Here is a 25,792-nt window from a genome sequence, read left to right as displayed (position 1 = left end):
GTAACCGTCCTGGACGCGCGGCGACACGGCCCGCCCGTACCGTGATGACCATGCTGACCGGTCCGCCGCCCGCCCCCGTACCGCCGTCGCCACCGCGCGGGACCGGGCCGTGGCCGGTCGTCGCGGCGGTGGCGACCGGGGTGTGGATCGTGCTTCTCACCGTGCCCGGCCAGGTCACCGGCTGGCTGGTCGACCAGGTGGCGCTGGTCATCGGCGCGGACCGCCCGGTGGCGGCCTGGCCGGTGGTCGCGGTGGCCACCGTCCTGCTGGCCGGTGCCCCGGCGCTGGCGCTCGCGCTCGCGCCCCGGTCCCCCGCGCTGCGGGTCACCGGCCGGGCCTGGACCGCCGCCGTGGTCGCGCTCGGCGCTACCACGCTGCTGCGAACGGTGCCGCCGGTGCACCACGAGGCGTACCTGGCCGCGCTCGCGCTGACCGGCGCGGTGCTGGCGCTCGTCGCCGTCCGTCTCGGCCGCGTCCGGCCGCCGGTCGTCGTGGACGCGGTCCCGGGCGGCCGGTTCGGGACGGTGTCGCTGCTGGCGATCGCGGCCGGCCTGGCGGTGCTGCTGCCCTGGGCGTGGGTGGGGGCGCTGGGCGGAGCGCTGGAGACGCTGCTCGCCGGCCTTGCCGCCGCCGCGCTGGGCGCGCTCGCCGGGGCGCTGCTCGGCACCGGTTTCTGGGCCGCCTTCGGGCCCGGACCGGCCCGGCTGGTGCTCGTCGGCGGCCTGGTCGCGGGCGTCGCGCTGACGCCGCTCGCAGCCGGCGCCGGGCAGTCGGGCGTGCAGTTGCCGGCGCTGGTCCTGCTGCCGCCGCTCGGTTTCGTGCTGGCCGCCCTGGAGGCGGCGGCGCGGCACGGGGGCCGGCCGGCCGGGCCCGCACCGGTGCGCCTGCTGGTCGGGCTCGCCCTGCTGGGGCCGCTCGCCTTCACCGACCCGGAGGAGATCAGCCTCCTGCTCGCAGCCACCCGCGACGCGCCGTTCTGGGTGGCGGTGGGCACCGGCGTGGCGTTCGCCGTCGCGGTCGTCCTCGCCGTCGGGTACGGCATGCTGCTCGCCCGGTCCCGCGCCCGCGCGCCCCGGCGCGGTCCGGCCGCGCTGGCCGCCGCCGCGCTGCTCGCCGCCGTCGCCGTGGTGTACGTCGTCCCCGGCCAGCCCGGGCTGTACGGCGAGCGGCTCCTCGTGGTGCTGCGCGAACAGGCCGACCTGACCGGCCTGCCGGCCGGGACGCCGGGCCGGGCCGGGCGCGACGCCCGGGCGACGGAGGTCTACCGGCGGCTGGTGGCCACCGCCGACCGCACGCAGGGCGACCTGCGCGGCACGCTGACCCGGATGCGGCTGAACCCGACGCCGTACTACCTGGTCAACGCCATCGAGACGGACGGCGGCCCGGCGGTACGGGCCTGGCTGTCCAGCCGTCCCGAGGTGGCCCGGGTTCTGGTGAGCCAACGGGTGCGCCCGCTGCCCGCACTCGCACCGGAGGCGCGGGGCGACCAGCCGGCGCCGGGCGGCCCGGCCTGGAACGTCTCCCTGATCGGCGCGGACCGGGTCTGGTCGGAGCTGGGGGTCACCGGGTCCGGCGTGGTGGTGGGCAGCTCCGACTCCGGGGTGGACGGCCGGCACCCGGCGCTCGCGGACGGCTTCCGGGGCGGCGAGGACTCCTGGTACGACCCGTGGGAGGGCCGCCGCACCCCGGCCGACCGGGGTGGCCACGGCACCCACACGCTGGGCAGCGCGGTGGGCCGGGACGGGATCGGCGTGGCGCCGGGTGCGAGTTGGGTCGGCTGCGTCAACCTCGACCGCAACATGGGCAGCCCGGCCCGCTACCTCGACTGCCTCCAGTTCATGCTGGCCCCGTTCCCGCCGGGCGGTAACCCGCTGACCGACGGCCGTCCCGCGCGCGCCCCGGACGTGCTCACCAACTCGTGGGGCTGCCCGCCGGTGGAGGGGTGCGATCCGGGGGCACTGCGACCGGCGACCGCCGCGCTGACCGCGGCCGGCATCCTGGTGGTGGCCGCGGCCGGGAACACCGGCCCGTCGTGCGGCTCGATCGCGGACCCGCCCGCGCCGTACCCGGACGTGCTGACCGTCGGGGCGGTGGACCGGCAGCGCCGCGTCACGCAGTTCTCCAGCCGCGGCCCGGCGCCGGACGGTCAGGCCAAGCCCGACCTGGTCGCCCCGGGTGCCGCGGTGCTCTCCGCGATGCCCGGCGGCGGGTACGCCACCCTGGACGGCACCTCGATGGCCACCCCGCAGGTGGCGGGCGTGGTGGCGCTGATGTGGTCGGCGAACCCGGCGCTGATCGGTGACCTGGAACGGACCCGGGCCATCCTGCGCGACACCGCGCAGCCGGTCGCGTCGCCCGCCGACACCTGCGGCGGACCGCAGGACGTCTCCGGCGCCGGGCTGGTGAACGCGTACGCGGCGGTGCGCGCCGCCCGGTCCGGGGCCACCGGTTAACAACCCTGTCCATTGGTCTGCCGATGCCCTACTGTCGGCGTCCATGGACGTGGAGATCATCGAGCTGGGCCGGGACCGGCTGCCCGAGGTGGTCGAGCTGTGCCGGCTGTCGCTCGACCTGCCGGAGGACGCGGCCGAGGCGTCGGCCGTGGTGGTCACGGTGGCCGAGCGGGCCGGGGCCGACCGCCCGGTGCTGCGCCTCGGCGCGGTACGCGACGGCGCGCTGGTCGGCGTCCTGATCGGGTCGCTGTCGGCGGCCGATCCGCGCCTCGGCCACGTCGACCTGGTCGCGGTCGCGCCGACGGAGCGCCGCCAGGGCGTGGGCGGGGCGCTGCTGACCGAGGCGGAGAGCCGGCTCGGCGCGCTCGGGGCGGACGAGGTGCTGCTCGCCGGAAACCCGCCGCACTACGCCTGGCCCGGCATCGACGTGCGCTACACCCCGGCGGTCTGCGCCGCCCAGCGGCTCGGCTACCGGCAGGACCGTACCGCCTGGAACATGACCGCCGACCTGTCCGAGGGGTCGGCGGCGCTGCGCTCCACCGAGGCCGCCGAGCAGCGGCTGGCCGGGCGGGGCGTGACGGTACGCCGAGCCGGCTCCGACGACCTGCCGGCCCTGGCCGCGTTCGCCAGGTCCACGTTCGGCGGCACCTGGGACGGTGAGCTGGCCGGTTCGGTGGGGCGGCCGGACGCGGGAGTGCACGTCGCCGAGCGGGACGGCGAGATCCTCGGGTTCGCCGCGTACGGGTCGGCGCGGCCGAGCTGGTTCGGGCCGATGGGCACCGCACCGGCGGCGGAGGGCTCCGGGATCGGCGGCGTGCTGTTGCGCCGCTGCCTGCGCGACCAGGCGGCCGCCGGGATCACCGCGGCGCAGATCGGCTGGGTGGGGCCGGTGCCGTTCTACTCGAACGCGGCGGGGGCCCGGATCGAGCGGGTGTTCTTCCTCTACCGGAAAGCCATTAACAGGGCATAGACGTCAATAGCGCCATTCGGCCTCCTTCGCCATCGACCGGGCTCTACGGTCGGAGCAGAGGAGGCGGTGCATGACCACGAATGACGAACGGGCCGAGGATCCCACGGCGGGCCGGCGCCCGGCCGACGAGCTTCCCGGCCAGCTCCCGTTCGACCGGCTCGACATCGGCGACGCCGAACAGCTCGCCGAGCTGACCGGCGGCGACGGGCCACCGGTGGAGGAGCCACGGCAACCGGTGGACGAGCCGAGGCGGCTGCCACCGCCGTACGACAGGGCGCACAAGCGGCGCAACCAGCGCCCGCTGCCCACCTGACGCGTACGCGGAAAGGGGGCGGACCGCTGACGCGGCCCGCCCCCTTCGGCGTACTGGATGGAGCTGGACTCAGAAGTCCATCTCCCCGCCACCCGGGCCCGCCGGGGCGGCCGGGGTCTTCTCCGGCTTGTCCGCCACGACGGCCTCGGTGGTGAGGAACAGCGCGGCGATCGAGGCGGCGTTCTGCAGCGCGGAACGCGTCACCTTGGCCGGGTCGATGATGCCCGCGGCCAGCAGGTCCACGTACTCGCCGGTCGCGGCGTTGAGGCCGTGACCCGGGTCGAGGTTGCGGACCCGCTCGACGACGACGCCACCCTCCATGCCGGCGTTGACGGCGATCTGCCGCAGCGGGGCGTCCAGCGCGATCTTGACGATCTGCGCGCCGGTCGCCTCGTCACCGGCCAGGTCCAGCTTGTCGAAGGCGGTCTTGCCGGCCTGCACCAGCGCGACGCCACCACCCGGGACGATGCCCTCCTCGACGGCGGCCTTCGCGTTGCGGACGGCGTCCTCGATGCGGTGCTTGCGCTCCTTCAGCTCGACCTCGGTGGCCGCGCCGACCTTGATCACCGCAACACCGCCGGCCAGCTTGGCCAGACGCTCCTGCAGCTTCTCCCGGTCGTAGTCGGAGTCGCTCTTGTCGATCTCGGCCCGGATCTGGTTCACCCGGCCCTGGATCTGCTCGGCGTCACCGGCACCGTCGACGATGGTGGTCTCGTCCTTGGTCACGACGACCTTGCGGGCGCGGCCCAGCATCTCGAGGCCGGTCGCGTCCAGCTTGAGGCCGACCTCCTCGCTGATGACCTGGCCACCGGTGAGGATGGCGATGTCGGTCAGCATGGCCTTGCGGCGGTCACCGAAGCCCGGCGCCTTGACGGCGACCGACTTGAAGGTGCCACGGACCTTGTTGACCACCAGGGTGGCCAGGGCCTCGCCCTCCAGGTCCTCGGCGATGATCAGCAGCGGCTTGCCCGACTGCATGACCTTCTCCAGGATCGGGAGCAGGTCCTTCACCGACGAGATCTTGCTGTTGACGATCAGGATGTACGGGTCGTCGAAGACGGCCTCCATACGCTCCGGGTCGGTCATGAAGTAGGCGGAGATGTAGCCCTTGTCGAAGCGCATGCCCTCGGTGAGCTCGAGCTCCAGGCCGAAGGTGTTGCTCTCCTCGACGGTGATGACACCTTCCTTGCCCACCTTGTCCATCGCCTCGGCGATGATCTCGCCGACGCTGGGGTCGGCGGCGGAGATGGAGGCGGTGGAGGCGATCTGCTCCTTGGTCTCCACGTCCTTGGCGAGCTTGAGCAGCTCCTCCGAGACGTTGGCCACGGCCGCCTCGATGCCCCGCTTCAGGGCCATCGGGTTGGCGCCGGCGGCCACGTTGCGCAGACCCTCACGAACCAGGGCCTGGGCCAGGACGGTCGCCGTCGTCGTGCCGTCACCGGCGACGTCGTCGGTCTTCTTCGCGACCTCCTTGACCAGCTCGGCGCCGATCTTCTCGTACGGGTCCTCGAGCTCGATCTCCTTGGCGATGCTCACACCATCGTTGGTGATGGTGGGGGCACCCCACTTCTTCTCGAGCACGACGTTGCGGCCCTTGGGGCCGAGGGTCACCTTCACGGCGTCGGCGAGCTGGTTCATGCCCCGCTCGAGGCCGCGGCGCGCCTCTTCGTCGAATGCGATCATCTTGGCCATACGGCGTTGTCCTCCTGGACACTCACGGGCCACCCGGGATGCCCGGATGGGCCGTCTGGTGTACGCACCTTGGGGACGTCGCCACCTGGCGACGACGACGTCTCCTCGGTCGGGCCGGACAGCCCGCGACGACCGGCCTCGTACCGCTCCGGCGTCCCTTCGGACACCGGCGCGGCCGTGGCCCTACCGCCCCGACCTTCTGGCACTCACCGTACGCGAGTGCCAATGACTTGTTTAGCACTCTCCCTATCCGAGTGCAAGCACGACAGCCCCGCTCAGCCGAGTTCCGCCGCCAGCCGGGCCGCGTTCACCGGGCCTTCCTGAGCACGCTGTTCGGCGTACGTGACGACCAGCCCGACCTGCTGTGCCAGGTAGGCCGGAGTGGCCAGCAGGGCGCCGAACACGGCCAGCACCACGGCGCCGATCGCGGTGCCGACGGCGTTCATCGGCTCGACACCGAACGCCGCCCCGCTGATAGCGCCCACCACGGCGTCGAGCACCGTCGCCGCGAGGAGCACCGCGATCACCAGCGCGACCCGGCCCAGCACCATGCCGAAACGGTTGTGGAACATCCGCCACGCCCGCCCGATGGGCTCCCGCCGCTCGAACAGGTAGACCGGGCCGAACAGGGCCAGCGCGAACGTGACGTAGATGCCGGGCAGCAGGCACAAACAGGTGCCGAGCATGGCCAGCAGCGAGACCAGGAGGGTCCAGCCCCACAGGCCGAGGGCACGGCGCATCCCGTACCGGAAGGCGGCGCCGAGTCCGGTCGGCTCACCGGCCGCCTGACGGGCGACCACCCAGGTGCCGGCGGCCCAGCCCGTCGCCTGGAGCAGGCCGAAGACCAGCCCGGCGGCCAGGAGCACGCCGTAGAAGGCGAACATCTGCCCCCAGAAGCCGGCCGGCAGCGCCGGTGCGCCGTCCGGTGCGGTCGCCAGCTCGCCCTCGGGGCTGAAGACGAGCGTGAGGACTCCGATCACCGAAGCCGGGAGCACCTGGGTGAGCAGCACGATCGGCAGCAGCTGCCGCCAGCCGCGCCGCAGCGCGGCGGTACAGCGGGCGAACCAGGGACCGATGCCCGCGTGCGGCGGGTTGACGAGCGGATCCTGCGGGTCGATGCCGGGGAACCAGCCGGCGTACGCGCCGGGACCGGCCTGCATCGGGTACGCCGCGCCAGGAATCGGGTAGCCCGGGTACGCGGGGCCGCCCCAGCCCGGGGGCGGGGTGCCCGGCGGCGCATTCCAGCCCTGCGGTGGGGTTCCCGGCGTGTTCCAGCCGTGCGGCGGAGTACCCGGCGCGCTCGAGCCGTGCGGTGGGGTGCCCGGCGCGGTCCAGCCCTGCGGCGGAGTACCGGGCGCGGTCCAGCCCTGTGCTGGCGTGCCCGGGGCGTTCGAGCCGTGCGGTGGGGGGCCCGGCGCGTGCGAGCCGGGCGGGGCGCCCCAGGCGGGTTGGCCGGCCGCGGTCGGGGCGCCGGGCTGCGGGCTGTCGTACCCCGGCTGGGCAGGCACGATCGGCACGGGGCCGGTGTGACCGGCCCACGGGTCAACGCCGGACGCGCCGGAGCCGGGCGTGGCCCCTCCGGTGGTCCCCGACGGCCCTGATGCCGGATCGGCGGCAGGAGGCGGGGGTGCGGTCGGGTCGGCCGGAGGGCCGGACGCCGCCGGCTCGGTGGCACCCGACGGGGGCAGATCGGACATGGGCCCTCCTCAGCGACTACGGCTGGAACGGCTCATGATCTTCCATGGTGGTGGACCGCACCGCAGCCCCCGGTCCGGGTCCGGCCGCGGGAGCACCGCCCGCCGCGGGTCAGGCGATGACGCGGACCCGCTCGGCCTGCGGACCCTTCTGCCCCTGCGCGATCTCGAACTCGACCCGCTGGCCGTCGTCCAGCGCCTTGTAGCCGTCCATCTCGATCGCGGAGAAGTGGACGAAGACGTCCTGCCCGCCGTCGACGGCGATGAAGCCGTAGCCCTTTTCGGCGTTGAACCACTTCACGGTGCCCTGTGCCACGGTGCACTTCCTCACTCTGCGCGGCGTTCCAACACCCGGAGACCGGCGGACCGGCACCGGCGGCGCACCGGTTCAGCGATAGGTGACGCTGAATTCAGTGACCGAAATCGCACGCTACACGAGGCGTGACGGCGGCGCACGACCACAAATCGGGCATATTCCGGGGCGTACCCGGGCCTGTCGCACACCCTCGGCGGGCCGTCCGGTATGCATGCGGCATGACCAGCGCGACCACCACGACCACCGTCCGCCGGGTCCGGCCGGCGGACGCCGCCCGGATGCGGGCGCTCCGGCTGGAGATGCTGGCCGACTCCCCGCTGGCGTTCCTGGAGACGGTGGCCGAGGCCGCCGCCCTGCCGCACGCGGAGTACGCGGCCCGGGTCGCGGCCGTCTCCCGGGGCGACCACACCGCGCAGTTCGTGGCCGACCCGGGCGGCCGTCTGGTGGGCCACGCCGGCGGCATCGCCGCACCGAACGAGCCGGGCCTGACGCTCGTCTACGCGGTCTACGTGACCCCGGCCCGGCGGGGCACCGGCCTGCTGGCGGCGCTCGTCGACGAGGTGGCCGCCTGGTCGCGCGCCTGCGGACGGCCCGAGCTGATGATGGAGGTCGTGGTCGGCAACGAACGCGCCTACCGGGCGTATCAGAAGCTGGGCTTCGTGGACACCGGCGTACGGGTGCCGCACCCCCGGATCACCGGCCTGCACGAACTCCAGATGCGCCGGTCCGCCTGAGCCGGCGCGGCGTTGAGCGGCGTTAAGAAGGGGCCCCTCCTCTACCGGAGGCGTTAAGAAGGGGCCCCTCCTTTCAGGCGTGGCGGCGGCTCTGCACGATCCGGAACCGGTTGGCCACGTACGCGCCGTCGGTCAGCGCCGAGTTGGCCGCCGCGTTCGCGCCGGAGCCGTGGAAGTCGGAGAACGCGGCCGACTGGTTGACGAAGACACCGCCGGTCAGGTTGCAGGACAGGTGCACGCCGGCGTCGATCGCCGCCTTCTCGGCCTCGTCCAGCACCGCCTCGTCGGTGGAGTAGACGCCCGCTGTGAGCGCGCCCTTCTCCCCCACCGTCTCGCGCAGGATGCGCAGGCTGTGCTCGGTCGAGTCGGTGGCGATGGCGAACGAGATCGGCCCGAACCACTCCCGCGAGTACGTGGCGGTGTCGGAGGCGTCCAGCTTCACCACCGTCGGCGTACGCACCACCGCGCCGGGGAACGACGGGTGCTCGACGGTGCGCGACTCCAGCACCGGCTCGCCGACCTTGGTGACCTCGTCCAGCCGCTCCAGCACGCCGTCGTTGACGATCGCGCCGGTCAGCTCGACGCCCCGAGCCGGGTCGGCGGTCAGCTTGGCGACCGCGCCGGCGATCCCGGCGGCCACCTCGTCGAAGCTCTTGTGCCCCTGGTCGGTCGAGATGCCGTCGCGCGGGATGAGCAGGTTCTGCGAGGTGGTGCACATCTGCCCGCTGTACAGCGTCAGCGTGAAGCCGAGGTTGCGGCAGAGCCCGGCGAAGTCGTCGGTGGAGTCGATCACCACCGTGTTCAGGCCGGCCTTCTCGGTGTAGACGGCGGCCTGCCGGGCGTTCGCCTCCAGCCAGTCGCCGTACTCGGTGGAGCCGGTGAAGTCGACGATCTTGACGGCCGGGTGCAGGGCCAGCGTGGTGGCCAGCTTCTCGCCGTCGGTCTCTGGGGCGAGCTGCACCAGGTTCGGGTCGAACCCGGCCTCGGCGAGCACCTGACGGGCGTACTTCACCGTGATCGCCAGCGGCAGCACCGCGCGCGGGTGCGGCTTCACCACCACCGGGTTGCCGGTGGCCAGCGAGGCGAACAGACCGGGGTACGAGTTCCAGGTCGGGAACGTGTTGCAGCCGATGACCAGCGCGACCCCGCGCGGCACCACGTGGAACGTCTTGGTCATCCGCAGCGGGTCGCCCTTGCCGGCGGCCTTCTCCCACCCGGCGGTCCCCGGGTGGCGGCTCATCTCGGCGTACGCGTAGGCGACCGCCTCCAGCGCGCGGTCCAGCGCGTGCGCGCCACCGGCCTGGAACGCCATCACGAACGCCTGACCGCTGGTGAACTGCACCGCGTTCGCCAGCTCGAAGATGTTCTTGTGCAGCCGGTCCAGGATCTCCAGGCAGACACCGACCCGGGTCTGCGGGCCGGCGTCCCGCCAGGCGGGCAGCGCCGTGCTCGCGGCGGACACCAACTGGTCGGCGCCCGCGTGCGGGTAGCGCACGTCCAGCGTCACCCCGAACGGGCTGACCTCGGTGGCCACGGTGGCGCCGTCACCGGCCTGGTCGAGCGGGAAGTCCCCGCCCAGGTACGCCTCGAAGGTGGCCTTGCCGTCGGCGGCGGCGGTCTCGCCGTACACCCGAGGGCTGGGCGACTCGGGGTAGGCCGACCAGTACCCGCGCTCCGCGATGGCGGTCAGCGCCCGGTCGAGGGTCTCGCGGTGCCTGTCGTACAGGGGGTGCGGGGTCTCCGTCATGCCCGCCATCATGCAACAGAAAGGCACCAGATCAGTAGGGGCGTGTCACAACTCAGATCGTCAACTGCCAGTCGACGGACCCGGCGGCCGGGCGGAACCCGAGTTGCTCGTTGATCGCGACCATGTGCCGGTTCGCAACAGCGTTCCAGGTGTCGACGGCCCACAACGCCGGTTCGTGCGCCAGCGCGTACTCCAGGTTCTCGGCCTTGCAGAGCAGGCCGAGCCGGTGGCCGCGGTGGCCGGGGTCGACGATGGTGATCTCCTGCCAGGCGTGGCCGGTGCTGCCCGCGTCCAGGGCGAGCTGGGTCCAGCCGACCAGCCGGCCGGACGCCTCGTGCACCACCCCGGTGTTGTAGCGGCGTACGCCCCGGGCATCGAGCGCCCGCTCCGCGTCCCGCACCCGCGCCGCGTCCACCTGCTCCGGCTCCCAGTCCAGCTCACCCATGGGCGCGTCGAGCAGCAGCCGGCCCTGGAGGCGGGCGACGTCCGCGACGTACTCCTCGGGGGTGTGGTCGCGCCACCGCACCGGCCGGTATCCGGTCGCCGCGGCGCGGGCCTCGGCCAGCAGCGCGGCGAGTCGGTCACGGTCGAGTCCGGCCACGTCGAGGCGACGGCGGACGTCGGCCAGCGCCGGTTTGGCGCCCATGGCGGCGGCGAACGCGGCGCCGGGGAAGACCCGATCCTCCTCGCCGGGCAGGGCGGCGGTGGTCGAGCCGACAAGGCGTTTGCCGCCGTGCTCGCGGAGCAGCCGCACGCCGTGCTCGTGCAGCACGCGGCCGATGCCGCGCCGCCGGTACGCCGGGTCGACGGTCAGTTCGACGGTCGCGTTCTCGGTGTTCTCGATCGTGTGCAGGTGCAGCCGGAGCCAGCCGACCGGCGTCCCGTCGAGGCGGGCGACGAGCCAGCGTCCCTCGATGCCGGGCATCGGGTGCGACAGCAGCGCCTCGAACCGCCGGCGGCAGGGGTCGGGCAGGTCGGGCTCGTCGACGGCCTGCGCGGCGCACGCGATGCCGTACACCGCGTCGAGCGTCTGCCGGTCGGTGGGGTCCAGCGGCGTCACGGTCAGCGTCATGTCACCGAGGGTGCGCCGGACACAGCGAAGAGGCCAGCGGTTTTCCGCTGGCCTCTTCGGACGTTGGTCGGGAGGGACGTCCGCACAACGCCTCCGGCGTTGGGTCGCAAGAACTTGAAAAGTCTCCGGCGGATGCCCTCCCGCACGAAGCATCTTGCGCCGTCCGGTTCCTGCCGTCAAGTCCTTGAGGGTGGTTTTCTGGCACTCACCGCACATCACCGGTTACCCACCGGTCCCGCCCGATCCCCCACCCGGGCGAGCCCGCCTCCTCCACCCGGCCGAGGTGCCGGCTCCGGGTCAGGACAGCAGGCCGGCGTCCCGGGCGGCGCGGAGGGAAGGCTTGATGCGGTGGGTCGGCCCGACCTGGGTGGCCACCGCGTCCAGCGTCTTCAGGCCCTCGCCGGTGTTGAACACGACCGTCTCGGCGGACGGGTCGAGCCGGCCGGACTTCAGCAGCTTGCGCAGGACCGCCACCGTCACGCCGCCCGCCGTCTCGGCGAACACCCCGGTGGTACGGGCGAGCAGCCGGATGCCCTCGCGGATCTCGTCGTCGTCGGCGTAGTCCATCCAGCCGCCGGTGCGGCGCACCGCCTCCAGCGCGTACAGCCCGGCGGCCGGGTCGCCGATGTTCAGCGACTTGGCGATGCCGGTCGGCTTGACCGGCGTGATCGTGTCGGTGTCGCCGTGCAGCGCGGTGGCGATCGGGTTGCAGCCGGCCGACTGCGCGCCGAACACCTTCCAGCCACCGGCCGGCGCCTCGACCAGCCCGATCTCGACCAGCTCGGTGAACGCCTTGTCGATCTTGGTGAGCAGCTCGCCACTGGCCATCGGGATGACCACCTGGGCCGGGATCCGCCAGCCGAGCTGCTCGGCCACCTCGTAGCCGAGCGTCTTGGAGCCCTCCGCGTAGTAGGGCCGCACGTTGACGTTGACGAACGCGGTGTCCTCGAACTCGTCGGTCTCCACCAACTCGCCGCAGAGCCGGTTCACGTCGTCGTACGAGCCGTCGATGGCGACCAGGTCACCGCCGTAGACGGCGGTGGTGACGACCTTGCCCTGCTCCAGGTCGCCGGGGATGAAGACGATCGACGGCACGCCGGCCCGGGCGGCGTGCGCGGCGACGGAGTTGGCGAGGTTGCCGGTGGAGGCGCAGGCGTAGCGGCTGAAGCCGAGCGCCCGGGCCGCCGTGAGCGCGACCGAGACCACCCGGTCCTTGAACGAGTGGGTGGGGTTCGCGCTGTCGTCCTTGACCCAGAGCGGCGCGCTCAGCCCCAGCTCGGCCGCGAGGTTCGGGGCGGCGACGAGCGGGGTCAGCCCCGGGTCGAGCGTGACGCGGGTGGCCGGGTCCTGACCGGCGGGCAGCAGTGCGGCGTACCGCCAGATGTTCGCCGGACCGGCCTCGATCTGCTCACGGGTGACGGTGGCCAGGGCGGCGGTGTCGTAGTCCACCTCCAGCGGCCCAAAACACTCGTAGCAGGCGTGCTGGGCGGCCAGCGGGTAGCGCGCCGAACAGGCACGGCAGACCAGGGCGCGGGCCGGGCTGAGGGTGGTGTCGATACCGGTGGCGACGGGAAGCGTCGACGTCATGTCGAGGAGTTCCTCTCATCTTTCCCCGCATCGCCGGGTGCGGCGGGGACGGAATTGGCACCTGCCCGCTGTCGCTCGTCGTCGAGCGTGCGGGTGGTTGCCGGGGCGTCGTCGGGCCGTATCCCTCAGCCCCTCTGGATGAGGTATTCAGTTGTGCCGCCGAGTCTATGCGCTGCTCACGGCCGCGCCACCTCGGGATCCCACGGTGTGGGCCGGCTCAACGTCCGACCACCGCGACCGGGTCCACCACCGCGGGCCGGCCGCGACCGGGTCCGGCGCCGTCGTGGTCACCGCTGCCGAGGGGGTACGGGTGACGAGGTTCGCCGCCACCAGGGCGGCGACGGTCAGCCCGGCACCCACCAGCTCCACCGCGACCGGCCGGTACCCGCGCACGATCTGCACCGCGAACGTGGCCACCGGCACCAGGTTCATGAACAGCGCGGCGTTGGCCGGGCCGAGCCGCCGGACGCCGGTGTTCCACGCCAGCACCGCGAGGGCGGCGGCGATCAGCACCGCGTACGTGAGCTGGGGAGCGACAGCGGCGAGGTCGGCGGCGGACGGCGCGTGCTGGAGTCCGGTGAGGTCGGCGACGGCGCTGGCGCCGATCATCGCGACCATGCCCGCGACGGCGGTCAGCGTGGTGTAGCGCAGCGCGGACCACTCGGGGAACCGGCTCGCGCCGTGGGTGTAGAACGCCCAGCCGAGCACCGCGCCGATCATGAGCAGCCCGCCCCAGCCGAACTGGCCCAGCCCGTCGAGCCGGCCGCGGGTGATCACCAGGCCGACACCGGCCAGGGCGACGAGGGAGATGCCGAGCAGCGCCGGACGCGGGCGGACGCCGTCGCGCGCCCAGCGGACGAACTGGGTGACCAGCGGCACGGTGGCCGCGAACAGCGCGATCTGCTGCGGCGCGGCGTGGCCGAGGGCGAGGTTCATCAGCGTGTTGAACCCGGCGAAGCCGAGCGCGCCGAGGAGCACCACCTCGAGGCCGCGCCGCCGGGTGGCCAGGGCGGCCACCCCCTCGCGGGCCAGCAGGAGGGCGAGCAGCACGGCGGTGGCGAGCACGTACCGGGCGGCGGTCAGGTTGAGCGCGTCCACGCGGGTGAGCGCGCTGGCGAGCACCGGGAACATGACGCCCCAGCTGACCGCGGCGAAGATCGGGAGGGTGGCGTGACGGGAACGCATCGCAGCTCCTATGTTCGAGTACCGTCGAACCAACGCCCCGACTCTAGGAACTTGTTCGACGATTGTCGAACATGGGTTATCGTTGTCACATGGAGCTGCACGAGCCCGAGCTGCGCGAGGTGCCGGTCACCGCCGTCCTGGCGGCGCTGGCCGACGACGTCCGGCTGCAGATCGTGCGCGCACTCGCGCCGGGCGGGGAACACGCCTGCGGGTCGTTCGAGTTCGGCGTCTCCAAGGCCACCCGCAGCCACCACCTCAAGGTGTTGCGGGAGGCCGGCCTGACCCGCACCCGGGTCGCCGGCACCACCCGCTACGTACGGCTGCGCCGCGAGGAGCTGGACCGCCTCTACCCGGGCCTGCTCGACGCGGTCCTCGCCGAGCGCGGCCGGGTGGCATGATCGCCGGATGCGGAGAACGGCGCTCCTGATCGGCGCCCTCAGCGGCGTGACGCTGATGGCCGCCTGCGCCCCCGCCCAGAGACCTGCCGACGGACCGCCCGACGCGCTTTCCACGGCGCCGCCGCGACCGGCCCCCCTCACCGCCGAGCCGACTCCCGCCGCCACCTGCTCCCCGGAGGGCATCGCGATCACCGAACGCGGGGTCAGCGCCGCGATGGGGCTGCGGGCGATGGGCCTGGAGCTGGTCAACTGCGGCGACCGGCCGTACGAACTGCGCGGCTATCCGGCGGTCGCGCTCCGGGACGCCGACGGCGACCCGGTCACGGTGCGGATCCTCCCGGGCGCCAAGCCGATCACCTCCGGTTTCGACGCCCCGCCCACCCGGATCGTGCTGGCCCCCGGCGAGCGGGCCGGCGCGGCACTGATCTGGCGGAACCTGGTCACCGACGCGACGGTGCCGGCGACGAACGGCACCGAACTCGACGTCGCCCCGATCGGCGGCCGGCCGGCGTACCCGGTCGCCCTGAGCGGGCCGATCGACCTCGGCAACACCGGCCGGCTGGGTGTCAGCGCGTGGAAGCGCAGCAAGCCGTCCGCCGACGCGCCCACGCCGGCCGCCCCGCCGTCGCCCACGACTCCGCCGGTCAATCCGCTGTAGCACCAGAGCCCGGCACGGGAGCGCGTCCCGGCCGGGATCTGGTGCGCGGGCGACGACTCAGACCGGGACCGAGGCCGGGGCCACGGTGGGCTCCGCCGTGGTGGCCCGCCGGCGGTTCAGCAGCGCGTCGAGCGCCCAGTTCCCCGGGCCGAGCACCGCGACCAGCAGGAACGACCAGCAGAAGAGCGCGGCCAGTTCGCCGCCGTTCTGCATCGGCATCAGGTGGTGCGGCTGGTGCACCACGAAGTACGCGTACGCCATCGAGCCGGAGGCGAGCAGCGCTGCCGGCCGGGTGAACAGGCCGACGAGCACCAGCGCGCCGCACACGAGCTGGATCAGCGCCGCCCACCAGCCGGGCCAGGTGGCGAACGGGACGGCCTCGCCGGAGCCTCGGTTGCCGCCGAGGACGCCGAATATCGACGCCGCGCCGTGGCATAGGAACAGCAACCCCACCACCACGCGGAACAGGGACAGGACAGGGCCGCTGAGCTGGGTCGGGATCATGTGTGACCTCCTGGGACGAGTGTTTGACGGCTCCAGGATGGCGATCACACGTATCGATGTTAATCGATTTCTTTGCAGGCGGGACAATTGCATGGGAACGCTCCCATGATATGGGCCGGGCCGCCGCTGACGCGACCCCCTCCCGGGTCACCTCAGCTCGTGACGTCCTTACGGGTGAAACGCCAGAAGGCCACGCCCCAGAACAACGTGGCGTAGACGACCGCCGAGAACGCGCCCTTGACCACGTCGTCGGTCTGCATCGGCGTCGACAGCAACCCCAGCCAGGCGCTGCTGTAGTGGGTCGGCAGCAGGTTCCGCAGCCCGCCCAACGCGGTGATCTGGTCCAGGATGCTGGACAGGATCCAGAGCAGCACCGCCCCGCCGACCGCGCCCAGCGCGGCATCGGTGGTCACCGACAGCAGGAACGCCAGCCCGGCCACCACCAGCAGCACGACCGCCAGGTAGCCGAGCACGCCGAGCAGCCGTAGCAACCCGTCGGCCGGGGCCAGCTCCGCCGACACCTGGCTGCTCAGCGGCTTCCAGCCGTACCGGAGCGTGCCGGCGAGCAGCGCGGTGCCGGCGAGCAACAGCAGGGCCAGTCCGGAGTACGCGAGCGCGACGACCAGCTTCACCGCGAGCAGCCGGGCCCGGGGCACCGGCACCGCCAGCAGGTAGCGCAGGCTGCCCCAGCTCGCCTCGCTCGCCACCGTGTCGCCGCAGAACAGCGCCACCACCACGACCAGCAGGAACGACGCGGACACCAGGATCGAGAACAGGGTAAAGTTGAGCCCGCCCGAGGTGGCCAGGTCGGCCAGGCTGGAGAACTCGCCCCGCCCGCCGCCGTCGTCGTCCCCGGCGTCGAACTGGAACGCCACCAGGATGATCAGCGGCAGCAGCACCATGAAGCCCAGCGCGAGCTGGGTACGCCGGCGCGACGCCTGCCGCCGGAACTCCGCCGCGAACGGGAGCGTGGCCGAGGGCCGGTAACCGGCCGCCGCGCCGCCGGGGCCCGGCGCCGCCGTACCGGACGTGCCGCCACCAGGCGACGATGCCACAGACGAACCCGCCATCACCGGTCCCCGCTTCCCCGAGAGTTCTGGCCCACCAGGGCGAGGAACGCGTCCTCCAGGCGGCGCCGGGGCACCACCCGGTCCACCCCGATGCCGGCCCGGACCAGTTCGGCCACCACCTCGCTGCGGGCGGTGCCGTTCGTGTCGACCACCAGCCCGCCCTCGGTGTCGGGCAACACCCGTACGCCGTCGAGCCGGTCGAGCACCGTACGCGCCGCGTCCGGGTCGCTCACCTCGAACAGCACGCTCGGCGACTCGCCGACGATGTCCTCCACCGGGCCGGACGCCACGATCCGCCCCTTGTTCACCACCACCGCGTGCGTGCAGGTCTGCTCCACCTCGGCCAGCAGGTGGCTGGAGACCAGCACCGCCCGGCCGTCGGTGGCGTAGCGCTGGAGCACCCGGCGCATCTCGGCGATCTGCGGCGGGTCCAGCCCGTCCGTCGGCTCGTCCAGCACGAGCAGCTCGGGCAGGCCCAGCATGGCCTGGGCGATGGCCAGCCGCTGCCGCATGCCGTGGCTGTACTTCTTCGTCCGCCGGTGCACCGAGTCACCCAGGCCGGCGATCTCCAGCGCCTCGTCGAAGTGCGCGTCCTCCCACGGCCGCCCGGTCGCCCGCCAGTACGCCTTCAGGTTGTCCAGGCCGGACAGGTGGGGCAGGAAGCCCGGCCCCTCGACCAGCGCGCCGATCCGGGACAGCACCGGTGAGCCCGGCACCAGCCGGTGACCGAAGACGTAGATCTCCCCGGCGGTGGGCTGGGTCAGCCCCATCAGCACCCGCAGCGTGGTCGTCTTGCCCGCGCCGTTGGGCCCGAGCAGGCCGACCACCTGACCGGGGTGCACCTCGAAGTCCACGTCGGAGACCGCGACGAACCCGTCCGCGTACTCCTTGCGCAGGTTGCGCACGGCGAGCGGGACGCCCGCGTACTCCGGGTGCACGGAGTCGTCCTGGCGGCGGTGCCGGCGGCGGGTGAGCAGCACGACCACGACGAGCCCGGCCACGATCACGGCGAGCAGGCCGGCCAGCGCCCAGCGCCAGATCGTGGCGGTGGTGGGGATCGGCGTGGCGTCGACGGTGGGCAGCGCGAGCGGTCCGTCCGCGAGCGCCACGGTGAGCACCGCCGGTTCGGCCGGCGAGGCGTACGCCTGGTCCGACGTCGCCACCACGAGCCGCAGCCGGTGCCCGGCCTCGACCCGCCGGACGATCCCCGGCAGCGTGACGGTGACCGGCGTGGCCGCCTCGACGGTGGCCGGCAGGCCGGTCAGGCGCACCGGCGCGACCAGGCCGGACGGCAGCGTGGACGCGCCCTGCGGGTCCACGTCGTAGAGCTTCACGAACAGCACCGCCTCACCGGTCGGTGAGGCCGCCCTGATCCGCACCGTGGGCGCGCCCACCACGTCGACCGGCTCGTCCAGCGGCGCCGACTCGAAGCGCGCGTGCTGGCCGGGGATGTCCCCCGCCACGCCGTCGAGCAGCGAGCCGAGCGCGCCCGCGAACGGCACCGAGGAGATCGCCGCCGGGTTGCCGTTCGGCGGTACGGCGACCGGCTGGGGCGGCCCGGCGAGCGTCACCTCGCGGCGCTCCTGCCCGGCCAGGCCGGGGTAGTCGGCGATGCGGAAGCCGGTCGCCACCAGGCCCCGGTCGAGCGCGTCGAAACCGGCGATCCGGGAGAACGTGAACGTGTCGCCGGGGGCCGCCCCGTCGCCCTTGACGTAGTGGTCCAGCCACTGCGCGGTCAGGAACTTCACCCGGTCCGAGTCGGAGGTGGGCCCGGAGCCACCGTCGTGGCCGCCGGTGAACCAGGCGACCCGCACCGGCGTGCCGGCCGCGGCGATGCCCCGGGCGTTGGCGTCCGCCTCGGCCAGCGGGAACAGCGTGTCCGCCTCGCCCTGGACCAGCAGCGTCGGGGACTTGATCCGGTCCAGCACTCCGGCCGGCGACGACCGGCGCAGCAGTTCGACCGCCGCCGCGTCGGCCCGGCCGGTGGTGGCGATGCGCAGGTACGCGGCGCAGACGTCGGCGGCGAAGCGGCCGCAGGACGGGTCGGCGGCGCCGGCCGGCGCGCGACCGGAGCCGGTGCCCGGGCCGGCGCCCGGCTGCGGGCTCGGCGGACCGGCGGACTCGGGCGCGCCCTCCGGCGCGGCGGCGGTGGCCCCGGAGAGCCCGGCCGGACCGGAGCCGGCGTTGCCGCCGCCACCGAAGAAGATGCCGGCCCAGCCCTTCTTGAACACGCCGTCGGTGGGCTGCCGGCCGGTGCTCTCCGGCAGGAAGGCGCGGGACAGGTCGTTCCAGGTGATCATCGGGACGATCGCGTCGACCCGCTGGTCCCGCGCGGCCAGCAGCAGCGCCAGGCCGCCGCCGTACGAGCCACCGACCACACCGACCCGAGGGTCGCCGGCCGCGTCGAGGCGGATGTCCGGCCGCTGCGCCAGCCGGTCGAGCAGGCGCTGCGCGTCCCGCACCTCGTAGTCGGGGTTGTCCAGGTGGATCTGGCCGCCGCTGCGCCCGAAGCCGCGGGCGGTCCAGGTGAGCACCGCGTACCCGCGGGCCACCAGGTCCTCGGCGTCGGAGCGGACCGAGTCCTTGGTCCCGCCGAAGCCGTGCGCCAGCAGCACCGCCGGCACCCGGTTCGACGACGAGGCGCCCTCCGGCAGGTAGAGCGTGGTGTCCAGGTCCACCGGCTCGTCCCCGGAAGGGCCGGAGCGTACGGTCACCAGCGCCGACTCGGTCCGGAAGTCCGAGCCCTGCGGCCGGGCCGCCCAGACCAGCGCGGCGGCGACGAGGACGACCACCACCACGGCGGCGACGGTGCGGCGCGGACGGCCGGCCAGGGCGCGCCGGAGCCGCGCGGCGGTTGATCTCATGCGCACACGGTACGGGCCGGCGGCTGAGCATTCGCTGAGATCCGCCGTACGTCTGTCCGGTTGCACCGTTCGTCGCGTAGCGTGCGTCATCCGCCAAAGGTCCAGAGCATCCCAGCGCGGCGAATTCGGATCATGTGAATTCACATCTAGGGCGCAAACCATCGTCGATGTCATTTCTCGGCAACACGATCACACGCTACGTACCTTTCGCCCTGACACACGGTCACCCAAAATGGACTGACGTGAAGCCGACTCATCGGCCGAGGTCTCACCCGCGTCCGGTTCGGCTACTTTTCCGGTCCGGTGCACGGGACTGCGTACGGCGACCTCCCGGGGCACCGATCGCCCCGCCGTCGCCGGAGGAGACACACCATGACAGTCCCCGCGCCGCGGGTCCGTCGGCGGCCCGCCGTACCGGGCCGTACGCTCGCCCTGGTTCTGGTGCTGGCGTTGCTGGCCCCGCTCGGGCTGATCTTCGTCCAGGCCGAACGCGACTACGCCGACGACCACGACCTGGTGAGCCGGGAACGCCTCGGCGTCCGCTACCTGCGGGCCCTCGGGCCGATCACCGACTCCCTGGTGGAGGCCCAGGCCATCGCCGTCGCCGAGGGGGCCGTCTCCCGGGCCTCGCTCGCCACCGCCATCGAGGGCGTCGCGGCGGTGGACAGCGCCGTCGGCGACGAACTGCGCACCCACGAGCGCTGGGCCGGGCTGCGGGCCAAGCTGGAGGCGCTGCCGGACCGCGGGTTCGGTGACGCCGAGTCGGCGTACCGGGCCTACGGCGAGGCGTCCGACCTGCTCCTGGCGCTCTACCGCAAGGTGCGGGAGAGTTCCGGCCTGATCCGCGACCCCCGCTCCGACTCGTTCTTCCTCCAGGACGGCATCGGTGGGGACCTGCCCACCGCGACGGTGCTGGCCGGCCGCCTCGTCGACCTGGCCCGGCTGTCCGCCAAGCGCCCCGCCGCCGACCGCGCGCGGACGGGCGCGGAGCTGGCCGAACTGCGGGTCGCCGCGCTCGGCCCCGCCACCGACCTGGTCGCGGACCTGCGGTCGGCGGTGGACAACTCGGAGAGCACCGAACTGGGCGCCAACGTGCTCACCCCGCTGGACACCTACCAGCGTTCACTCGAGACGTTCTCGGTCTACTCGGCGCCCGGCGCCGGCCGGTCCGCCCCGGGCACCGACCAGCTCACCCGCGCCGGGCTCAGCGCGCAGAACGCCGCCAAGCAGCTCCGCACCGTCATCCTCGACCAGCTCGACAAGCTGCTGAGAGAACGGCTCGAGGCCCTCGAGCGGGACCGGCTGCTCGGCCGGATCGCCGCCGGGGCGGCGGTGGCGCTGATCGCCGGGATCGTGGCGCTGCATGTGGTCGCGGCGCGCCGGGACCGGTCCCGGGGCACCGCACCGACCGGACGGGAGCCGGCCGCTGCCGGACCGGCGCCGACCGTCCACGCCGCCCCGCCGCCCGCCGCGTCCGACGCCGACCGCCAGCCGGTCGCGGTGGGACACGGTGGCGACGCCGATCGGTGGAGGCCGTTCGATGCTGCTCGGTAAGTTACGCATCCGGGGCAAGCTCGCCCTGCTGGTGATCATCCCCCTGCTCAGCATGGTCGGGCTGGCCGTACCGGTCGTCATCGACCGGGTGTCCACGGCCCAGCGGGCCGCCGACACCGCCGAGACCGTCCGCATCGCCAGCCGGGTCGGCAGCCTGGTCCAGGACATGCAGCAGGAACGCCTGCTCTCGGTCGGTCTGCTGCTCGGGCGGGTGAGCCGCACCGAGCTGATCCAGAAGTCGGCCACCGTCGACGACCGGGTCGCCGACCTACGCGCCGAGTCGCTGCCCGCGCCGGTCCGGGAGAGCCTCGACGGGGTACGCCGGCTGGAGGACGTCCGGAACGCCACGCTCGCCGGCCGGGCCACGCCGCAGCAGATCCTGACCGTGTTCGGCGAGGTCGACACCGCCCTGATCGACGCGTTGCGGCTGCCCTTCCAGGTGGACACCGACACCGCGGCCGGACGGCAGGTGCTCGCCCTGGACGCGCTGCTGCGCGTCGACGAGGCACTGAGCTCGTGCACCACCCAGATCGTGCTGGTCAAGGCGACGGGCGATCCGCTGGTGGCGCGGTCGTTCGTGGCGTGCATGGCGGGGCTCAACGTCGACAACCGGCGGTTCCGCAAGCTGATCACGCCCGAGCAGCTGAAGGTGGCCGAGCTGGACGACGCGGCGGTGGCCGCCCGGACCAGCCCGACGTTCCTGGTGGACAGCCTCCGGGACCCGGTCGGAGCGATCGCGCCGGTGCCGCTGGACGTGCTGTTCCCCTCGGCCCGGTCGATGATCACGCTGGGCCAGTTCGTGGAGAAGAAGGTCGTCGCGGACGTCATCGCGGAGACCCGCGCCCGGGAACGGGAGGCCCTGACCGCGGCCTGGCTGGTCAGCCTGGCGGCGGCGGCCATCCTGCTCGTCGTGGTGCTGCTGAGCATGACTGTGGCGCGGACGGTCGCCCGGCCGCTGAGCCGGCTGACCCGCTCCGCCGAGCGGGTCGCCCGGGTCACCGAGGCCGAGCTGACCCGGGTCGCCGACGACGAGTCCGAAACGGTCCCCCCGGTACGCCTCGACCCGGTGGAGGTCAGCGCCCGGGACGAGATCGGCGAGCTGGCCCGCGCGTTCGACCGGGTGCAGCACACCGCCGCCCGCCTGGTCGAGCGGCAGGTCGCCGGGCGGCGCAACGTGGCGCAGATGTTCGGCCACGTCGGCCGGCGTACGCAGAACCTGGTCGGCCGCCAGATCGCGCTCATCGACCGGCTGGAACGGCAGGAGACCGACCCGGGCCGCCTGGAGCACCTCTACCGGCTGGACCACATCTCCAGCCGGTTGCGCCGCAACGCGGGCAGCCTGGTGGTGCTCTCCGGCGCCACCGGCTCGGACGGTCACGTGGCGCCGGTCCCGCTGGCCGACGTGGTCCGGCTCGCGCTCGGTGAGATCGAGGACTACACCCGCGTCGACGTGGAGGTCCCGCCCGGCGTGGCGGCGGCCCCCGCCATCGCCGGCGACCTGGTGCTGACGCTCGCCGAGCTGATGGAGAACGCCACCTCGTTCTCGCCGCCGCACACTCGCGTGGTGGTGACCGGTGAGCTGACCGACGGCGGAGCCCGGCTGGTCGTGGTCGACCACGGCATCGGCCTGACCGGGGACCGGATGGCCGAGGAGAACGCCCGGTTCACCCGGCGGGAACGCCTCGACCTCGCCCCGACCGAGGTACTCGGCCTGTTCGTGGTCGGCCGGCTGGCCCGCCGGCACGGCTGGAGCGTCCGGCTCAGCCACACCCCTGGTGGCGGCGTCACCGCGGCCCTGGAGATCCCGGGCGCCTCGCTCGTGATCCGCCGGCCCGAGCCGGTCGGCGTCGGCGCCGGCCGGGCCGCCGTGCCCGGCACCCACGCCCCGGAGCCACCGGCCGCCGAGGCGCCGACCGGCTTCGACGCCGAACTGCTCAGCCGGGCCACCCGCAGCATGTCCAGCGGCGACCCGTGGAACGCCTTCGGCAACCAGGCCGACACCGCGGAGCCCGCCGAGGACCACGGCCCGAGCGCGGGCGGTCCGCCGCCGGCCTGGCCGCCGTCGGCCGTACCGCCGGCGCGTCCCGCGCACCTCGCCCCGCCGACCCCGGTCGCCGGCCCGGCCCCGGCCGCTCCCCCGGCCGCCGGGCCGGCGACCGGCCCGACCCTGTCACCGCCGGCCACCCGTCCGGCGCTCGCACCGCAGCACGGTCCGGGGGTCGCGCCGCAGCACCGTCCGGCGCTCGCGCCGCCGCCCGGTGCCGCCCGCCCGCCCGCACCGGCCGGGCCGGCCGCCGTGCCGGCGCCGACCGGACCCAACCCGGTCGGCCCGCCCGCCGGCCGGCCCGGTACCCGGTCGCCGATCCGGCAACGGGTACCCGGCGCGAACCTGCCGGCCGCCCCACCTGCTCCACCTGCCCCACCCGCCGGTCCGGCCGGACCGGCCACCGGCGGGCCGCTGATCGGCGTACCGGCGGATCCGTCGAGCGTCCGAGCACTGGTCGAGGCGTTCCAGGACGGCGTACGACGGGCCGAGGGCGCGGTCGATCCCACGCCCCCGGCGGCGGAACGGCCCCGGCTCAGCCGCCGAGTGCCGGGCGCGAACCTGTCCGTGGCACCGACCCAGTCCGTGCCACCCACCAGTTCCGACCCCGGCGACCCCGTCGAGGTCCGCAACCGGATCAGCGAGTTCGAGGCGGGCGTCGCCCGTGCTCTGCGCGAAGTCAGTACCGACCGCCGCTACGAAGAGGACCCATCACGGTGACCAGCCCCTTCCTCCACGAGAACGTCGAACAGAGCACCACAGGGGACCTCAGTCCCGAGGCACGCACCTTCAACTGGCTGCTCGACTCGTTCACCTCCAGCACCGCCGGGGTGATGGAGGCGATCGCGGTCTCCTCGGACGGGCTGCTGATGGCCATGTCCGCGATCAAGGACCGGTCCAACGCGGAACGACTCGCCGCGGTGGTCTCCGGCATGACGAGCCTCGCCGGCGGTGCCGCGAGCTGGTACGCACTAGGCGCGCTCAACCGGGTGATCGTCGACATGGCCGAGGGATACCTGCTGATCAGCGCGATCAGCAGCGGCTCGGTACTCGGCGTCGTCGCCGACCGCACGGCGAACCTGGGCACCGTGGCGTACGAGATGACGCTGTTCGCCGGCCGCGCCGGCGGTGCCCTGAGTCCGCGCCTGATAGCCGAACTGAAGAACGCCGTACAGCAATGATCCCAGGGGCCGCCGGCGCGGACCCGGAGCCGGAGCCCGGCGTCCGGATCCGCCCCTTCCTGAACGCGTCCGCTCCGGCGCCGGAGCCGGACGCGGGCGACGGGGAGCCGACCGGCCCACGCCCCTTCGTGCTGACCTCCGGACGGGTGGACGGCGACCCGGCGATCGGCCTGGAGACCCAGGTCACCGCTCGTCCGGGCAGCACATCGTGGGCGGTGACCGCCCGGTTGGCCCCGGAACTGGCGGCGATCGTCGCGATCTGCGCCGAGCCTGTCTCGGTGGCCGAGATCTCCGCCCGGACCCGGATGCACTTCGGGGTGACCCGGGTGCTGGTCGGCGACCTCCGGGCCGCCGGCCATCTCGACGTGCACGTCGCGGACGTCGACGACGCCCTCGATCCCGACATCATCCTGCGAGTGATTGATGGACTTCGTGCGATCTCCTGAATGGCCGGCGGCCGCCACGGGCGGTCCGGCCGCGAACAGCGCCCCGAGCCGCTACGGCGGCCCGGCGCCGCTCATCGGCCGGGCCACGCCGCCCCCGCCCACCCCGCCGCTGCCGTACCTGCCGCCCGGCGCGCCGCCGGCCGAACCGGCTCCGATCGTCAGCCGGGTGCCGGCGCCCCGGCCGCCGATCCCGGTCAAGATCCTCATCGCCGGCGGCTTCGGGGTCGGCAAGACCACCACCGTCGGCGCGATCTCCGAGATCGCGCCGCTGACCACCGAGGCGGAGATGACCACCGCCGGCATCGGCATCGACGACCCGGGCGGGGTCGACGGGAAGACCACCACCACCGTGGCCATGGACTTCGGCTGCGTGACCATCGACCGCAGCCTGAAGCTCTACCTCTTCGGTACGCCGGGCCAGGCGCGCTTCGGGTTCATGTGGGACGACCTGGCCCGGGGCGCGCTCGGCGCGCTCGTGGTGGTGGACAGCGCCCGGCTCGACGACTGCTACCCGGCGATCGACTTCTTCGAGCGGTCCGGGCTGCCGTTCGCGGTGGGCGTCAACGCCTTCGACGGCCGGCTGGCCCTGGACCTGCCGTCGATCCGCTGGGCGCTGGCGATCGCCGAGCACGTACCGCTGGTGCAGTTCGACGCCCGGGACCGCCTCTCGGTGCGGGACGCCCTGCTCGTCGTCCTGGACCGCGCGCTGGACCGGGCCACCCGATCCCGGGCAGGCTGAGAACTGGCAGTCGTTTCGATCCGTTGTCTGGCGAAGGGGTGGACGCCATGAGAGGTGATCTGGACGAGACACTGGCCCGGATGGCACGGCGCGAGGAGGCGCTGCGCCGCCGGGCGCCGATGCCCGGCGAGCCGGGCGGGACGCCCGAGCGGGACGTGCCCGCGGAGGCGGCGGACGAGCCGGCCGACGGGCGGGCGGGGCACGGCGCGTACCGGCTGCGCGGTGGTGAGGCGCCGGTGCGGCGCGACCCGGTCGAGGAGGTCGCCGAGGCGGTCCGGCGGGTGGTGGCCGACCACCCCGGGCTCGCCGTGACGCTGCGCGTGGAACTGGGCGAGCAGGCGTACCCGCTGCGGGTCTCCTGGTCCGGCGCGGCCGTGACGGTGGGCGCGGCGGCACCGCCCGCGCCGCCGCCCGCGTGGCCCATGTCGGTGAAGACGGTGCCCGCACCCGGCCACGACCCGCTGGAGACCGACCCGGCGGCCCGGCTGGCCGAGATGATCCGCCGCGACCCCTCGCTGCTGGACGACCCGGGCCCGCGCTGACCCGGCACCCGATGATCGGGGCGGCTACT

The 25,792-nt window shown here is 74.0% G+C and carries 22 protein-coding genes and 1 riboswitch; of the genes, 12 read left to right on the top strand and 10 right to left on the bottom strand.

The window, feature by feature from the left end:
• The first annotated feature begins 44 nt into the window (after nucleotides 1-44).
• The 3 genes from O7604_RS11710 (at nucleotide 45) to O7604_RS11700 (ending at nucleotide 3,736) form a co-directional block, all read left to right on the top strand.
• Nucleotides 45-2,453 carry a S8 family serine peptidase gene (locus O7604_RS11710; protein ID WP_281579638.1) on the top strand — a complete coding sequence of 803 codons (2,409 nt, stop codon included), beginning with the start codon at nucleotides 45-47 and terminating at the stop codon, nucleotides 2,451-2,453.
• A 43-nt stretch (nucleotides 2,454-2,496) separates the two neighbouring features.
• On the top strand, nucleotides 2,497-3,423 hold the full coding sequence (locus O7604_RS11705) for a GNAT family N-acetyltransferase (RefSeq protein WP_281579637.1): 927 nt from the start codon (nucleotides 2,497-2,499) through the stop codon (nucleotides 3,421-3,423).
• A 70-nt stretch (nucleotides 3,424-3,493) separates the two neighbouring features.
• Nucleotides 3,494-3,736: a hypothetical protein gene (locus tag O7604_RS11700; RefSeq protein ID WP_281579636.1), complete on the top strand. Its 243-nt coding sequence runs from the start codon at nucleotides 3,494-3,496 to the stop codon at nucleotides 3,734-3,736.
• Nucleotides 3,737-3,805: 69 nt separating this feature from the next.
• On the opposite strand, the gene groL is transcribed toward O7604_RS11700, so the two are convergent.
• The 3 genes from groL to O7604_RS11685 all read right to left on the bottom strand — a co-directional run bounded on the left by groL (nucleotide 3,806) and on the right by O7604_RS11685 (nucleotide 7,438).
• Nucleotides 3,806-5,428, bottom strand: a complete 1,623-nt coding sequence (gene groL, locus O7604_RS11695; protein ID WP_018787968.1) for a chaperonin GroEL — start codon at nucleotides 5,426-5,428, stop codon at nucleotides 3,806-3,808.
• A gap of 275 nt (nucleotides 5,429-5,703) precedes the next feature.
• Nucleotides 5,704-6,945 carry a hypothetical protein gene (locus tag O7604_RS11690; RefSeq protein ID WP_281579635.1) on the bottom strand — a complete coding sequence of 414 codons (1,242 nt, stop codon included), beginning with the start codon at nucleotides 6,943-6,945 and terminating at the stop codon, nucleotides 5,704-5,706.
• Between the two features lie 289 nt (nucleotides 6,946-7,234).
• Complete coding sequence (locus O7604_RS11685) at nucleotides 7,235-7,438, bottom strand: cold-shock protein (protein ID WP_013288855.1); 204 nt, start codon at nucleotides 7,436-7,438, stop codon at nucleotides 7,235-7,237.
• A gap of 218 nt (nucleotides 7,439-7,656) precedes the next feature.
• Here O7604_RS11685 and O7604_RS11680 point away from each other — a divergent pair, with 218 nt between their 5' ends.
• On the top strand, nucleotides 7,657-8,172 hold the full coding sequence (locus tag O7604_RS11680) for a GNAT family N-acetyltransferase (protein WP_281579634.1): 516 nt from the start codon (nucleotides 7,657-7,659) through the stop codon (nucleotides 8,170-8,172).
• A 73-nt stretch (nucleotides 8,173-8,245) separates the two neighbouring features.
• Here the strand turns inward: O7604_RS11680 and paaN are convergent, their stop codons facing one another.
• From paaN to O7604_RS11660, 4 genes are all read right to left on the bottom strand, one after another.
• Nucleotides 8,246-9,919, bottom strand: coding sequence for a phenylacetic acid degradation protein PaaN (gene paaN / locus O7604_RS11675; protein ID WP_281579633.1), 1,674 nt, complete (start codon nucleotides 9,917-9,919; stop codon nucleotides 8,246-8,248).
• 52 nt (nucleotides 9,920-9,971) lie between these two features.
• On the bottom strand, nucleotides 9,972-10,991 hold the full coding sequence (locus O7604_RS11670; protein WP_281579632.1) for a GNAT family N-acetyltransferase: 1,020 nt from the start codon (nucleotides 10,989-10,991) through the stop codon (nucleotides 9,972-9,974).
• Nucleotides 10,992-11,288: 297 nt separating this feature from the next.
• Nucleotides 11,289-12,578 carry a threonine synthase gene (thrC, locus tag O7604_RS11665; protein ID WP_269703787.1) on the bottom strand — a complete coding sequence of 430 codons (1,290 nt, stop codon included), beginning with the start codon at nucleotides 12,576-12,578 and terminating at the stop codon, nucleotides 11,289-11,291.
• Nucleotides 12,579-12,590: 12 nt separating this feature from the next.
• A riboswitch (SAM riboswitch) is annotated at nucleotides 12,591-12,723 on the bottom strand.
• 20 nt (nucleotides 12,724-12,743) lie between these two features.
• Entirely contained in the window at nucleotides 12,744-13,763 is a 1,020-nt protein-coding gene (locus tag O7604_RS11660) for a DMT family transporter (protein ID WP_281579631.1), read from the bottom strand.
• Nucleotides 13,764-13,852: 89 nt separating this feature from the next.
• Here O7604_RS11660 and O7604_RS11655 point away from each other — a divergent pair, with 89 nt between their 5' ends.
• Both O7604_RS11655 and O7604_RS11650 read left to right on the top strand, forming a co-directional pair.
• Nucleotides 13,853-14,161 carry a metalloregulator ArsR/SmtB family transcription factor gene (locus tag O7604_RS11655; protein ID WP_269703783.1) on the top strand — a complete coding sequence of 103 codons (309 nt, stop codon included), beginning with the start codon at nucleotides 13,853-13,855 and terminating at the stop codon, nucleotides 14,159-14,161.
• Between the two features lie 7 nt (nucleotides 14,162-14,168).
• Nucleotides 14,169-14,819 carry a DUF4232 domain-containing protein gene (locus tag O7604_RS11650; RefSeq protein ID WP_281579630.1) on the top strand — a complete coding sequence of 217 codons (651 nt, stop codon included), beginning with the start codon at nucleotides 14,169-14,171 and terminating at the stop codon, nucleotides 14,817-14,819.
• Nucleotides 14,820-14,876: 57 nt separating this feature from the next.
• On the opposite strand, the gene O7604_RS11645 is transcribed toward O7604_RS11650, so the two are convergent.
• From O7604_RS11645 to O7604_RS11635, 3 genes are all read right to left on the bottom strand, one after another.
• Nucleotides 14,877-15,323 carry a DoxX family protein gene (locus O7604_RS11645; protein ID WP_281579629.1) on the bottom strand — a complete coding sequence of 149 codons (447 nt, stop codon included), beginning with the start codon at nucleotides 15,321-15,323 and terminating at the stop codon, nucleotides 14,877-14,879.
• Between the two features lie 152 nt (nucleotides 15,324-15,475).
• The gene (locus O7604_RS11640; RefSeq protein WP_269703777.1) at nucleotides 15,476-16,393 is read right to left on the bottom strand and encodes an ABC transporter permease subunit; all 918 of its coding nucleotides are present in this window, start codon (nucleotides 16,391-16,393) and stop codon (nucleotides 15,476-15,478) included.
• Nucleotides 16,393-19,257, bottom strand: coding sequence for an alpha/beta fold hydrolase (locus O7604_RS11635; RefSeq protein ID WP_281579628.1), 2,865 nt, complete (start codon nucleotides 19,255-19,257; stop codon nucleotides 16,393-16,395). The genes O7604_RS11640 and O7604_RS11635 overlap by 1 nt, the downstream gene beginning before the upstream one ends.
• A gap of 372 nt (nucleotides 19,258-19,629) precedes the next feature.
• On the opposite strand from O7604_RS11635, the gene O7604_RS11630 reads away from it, so the two are divergent.
• The 6 genes from O7604_RS11630 to O7604_RS11605 are packed head-to-tail and all read left to right on the top strand — an operon-like array spanning nucleotide 19,630 to nucleotide 25,763.
• Entirely contained in the window at nucleotides 19,630-20,811 is a 1,182-nt protein-coding gene (locus O7604_RS11630) for a hypothetical protein (RefSeq protein ID WP_281579627.1), read from the top strand.
• On the top strand, nucleotides 20,798-23,575 hold the full coding sequence (locus tag O7604_RS11625; RefSeq protein ID WP_281579626.1) for a nitrate- and nitrite sensing domain-containing protein: 2,778 nt from the start codon (nucleotides 20,798-20,800) through the stop codon (nucleotides 23,573-23,575). The genes O7604_RS11630 and O7604_RS11625 overlap by 14 nt, the downstream gene beginning before the upstream one ends.
• Nucleotides 23,572-24,036: a roadblock/LC7 domain-containing protein gene (locus tag O7604_RS11620; protein WP_013288866.1), complete on the top strand. Its 465-nt coding sequence runs from the start codon at nucleotides 23,572-23,574 to the stop codon at nucleotides 24,034-24,036. Before O7604_RS11625 ends, O7604_RS11620 begins: the two co-directional genes overlap by 4 nt.
• Nucleotides 24,033-24,482 (top strand): DUF742 domain-containing protein, encoded by a 450-nt coding sequence (locus O7604_RS11615; RefSeq protein ID WP_269703772.1) that lies wholly within the window; start codon nucleotides 24,033-24,035, stop codon nucleotides 24,480-24,482. The genes O7604_RS11620 and O7604_RS11615 overlap by 4 nt, the downstream gene beginning before the upstream one ends.
• A complete protein-coding gene (locus tag O7604_RS11610; protein ID WP_269703771.1) occupies nucleotides 24,460-25,221 on the top strand; it encodes an ATP/GTP-binding protein in 762 nt (253 codons plus the stop codon). The genes O7604_RS11615 and O7604_RS11610 overlap by 23 nt, the downstream gene beginning before the upstream one ends.
• Before the next feature lie 47 nt (nucleotides 25,222-25,268).
• Nucleotides 25,269-25,763 carry a hypothetical protein gene (locus O7604_RS11605; RefSeq protein ID WP_281579625.1) on the top strand — a complete coding sequence of 165 codons (495 nt, stop codon included), beginning with the start codon at nucleotides 25,269-25,271 and terminating at the stop codon, nucleotides 25,761-25,763.
• The last annotated feature ends 29 nt before the right edge of the window (nucleotides 25,764-25,792 follow it).

This window comes from Micromonospora sp. WMMA1947, assembly GCF_027497355.1.
Classification (GTDB): Bacteria; Actinomycetota; Actinomycetes; order Mycobacteriales; family Micromonosporaceae; genus Micromonospora.
This window is presented reverse-complemented; position numbering and strand designations above follow the sequence as displayed.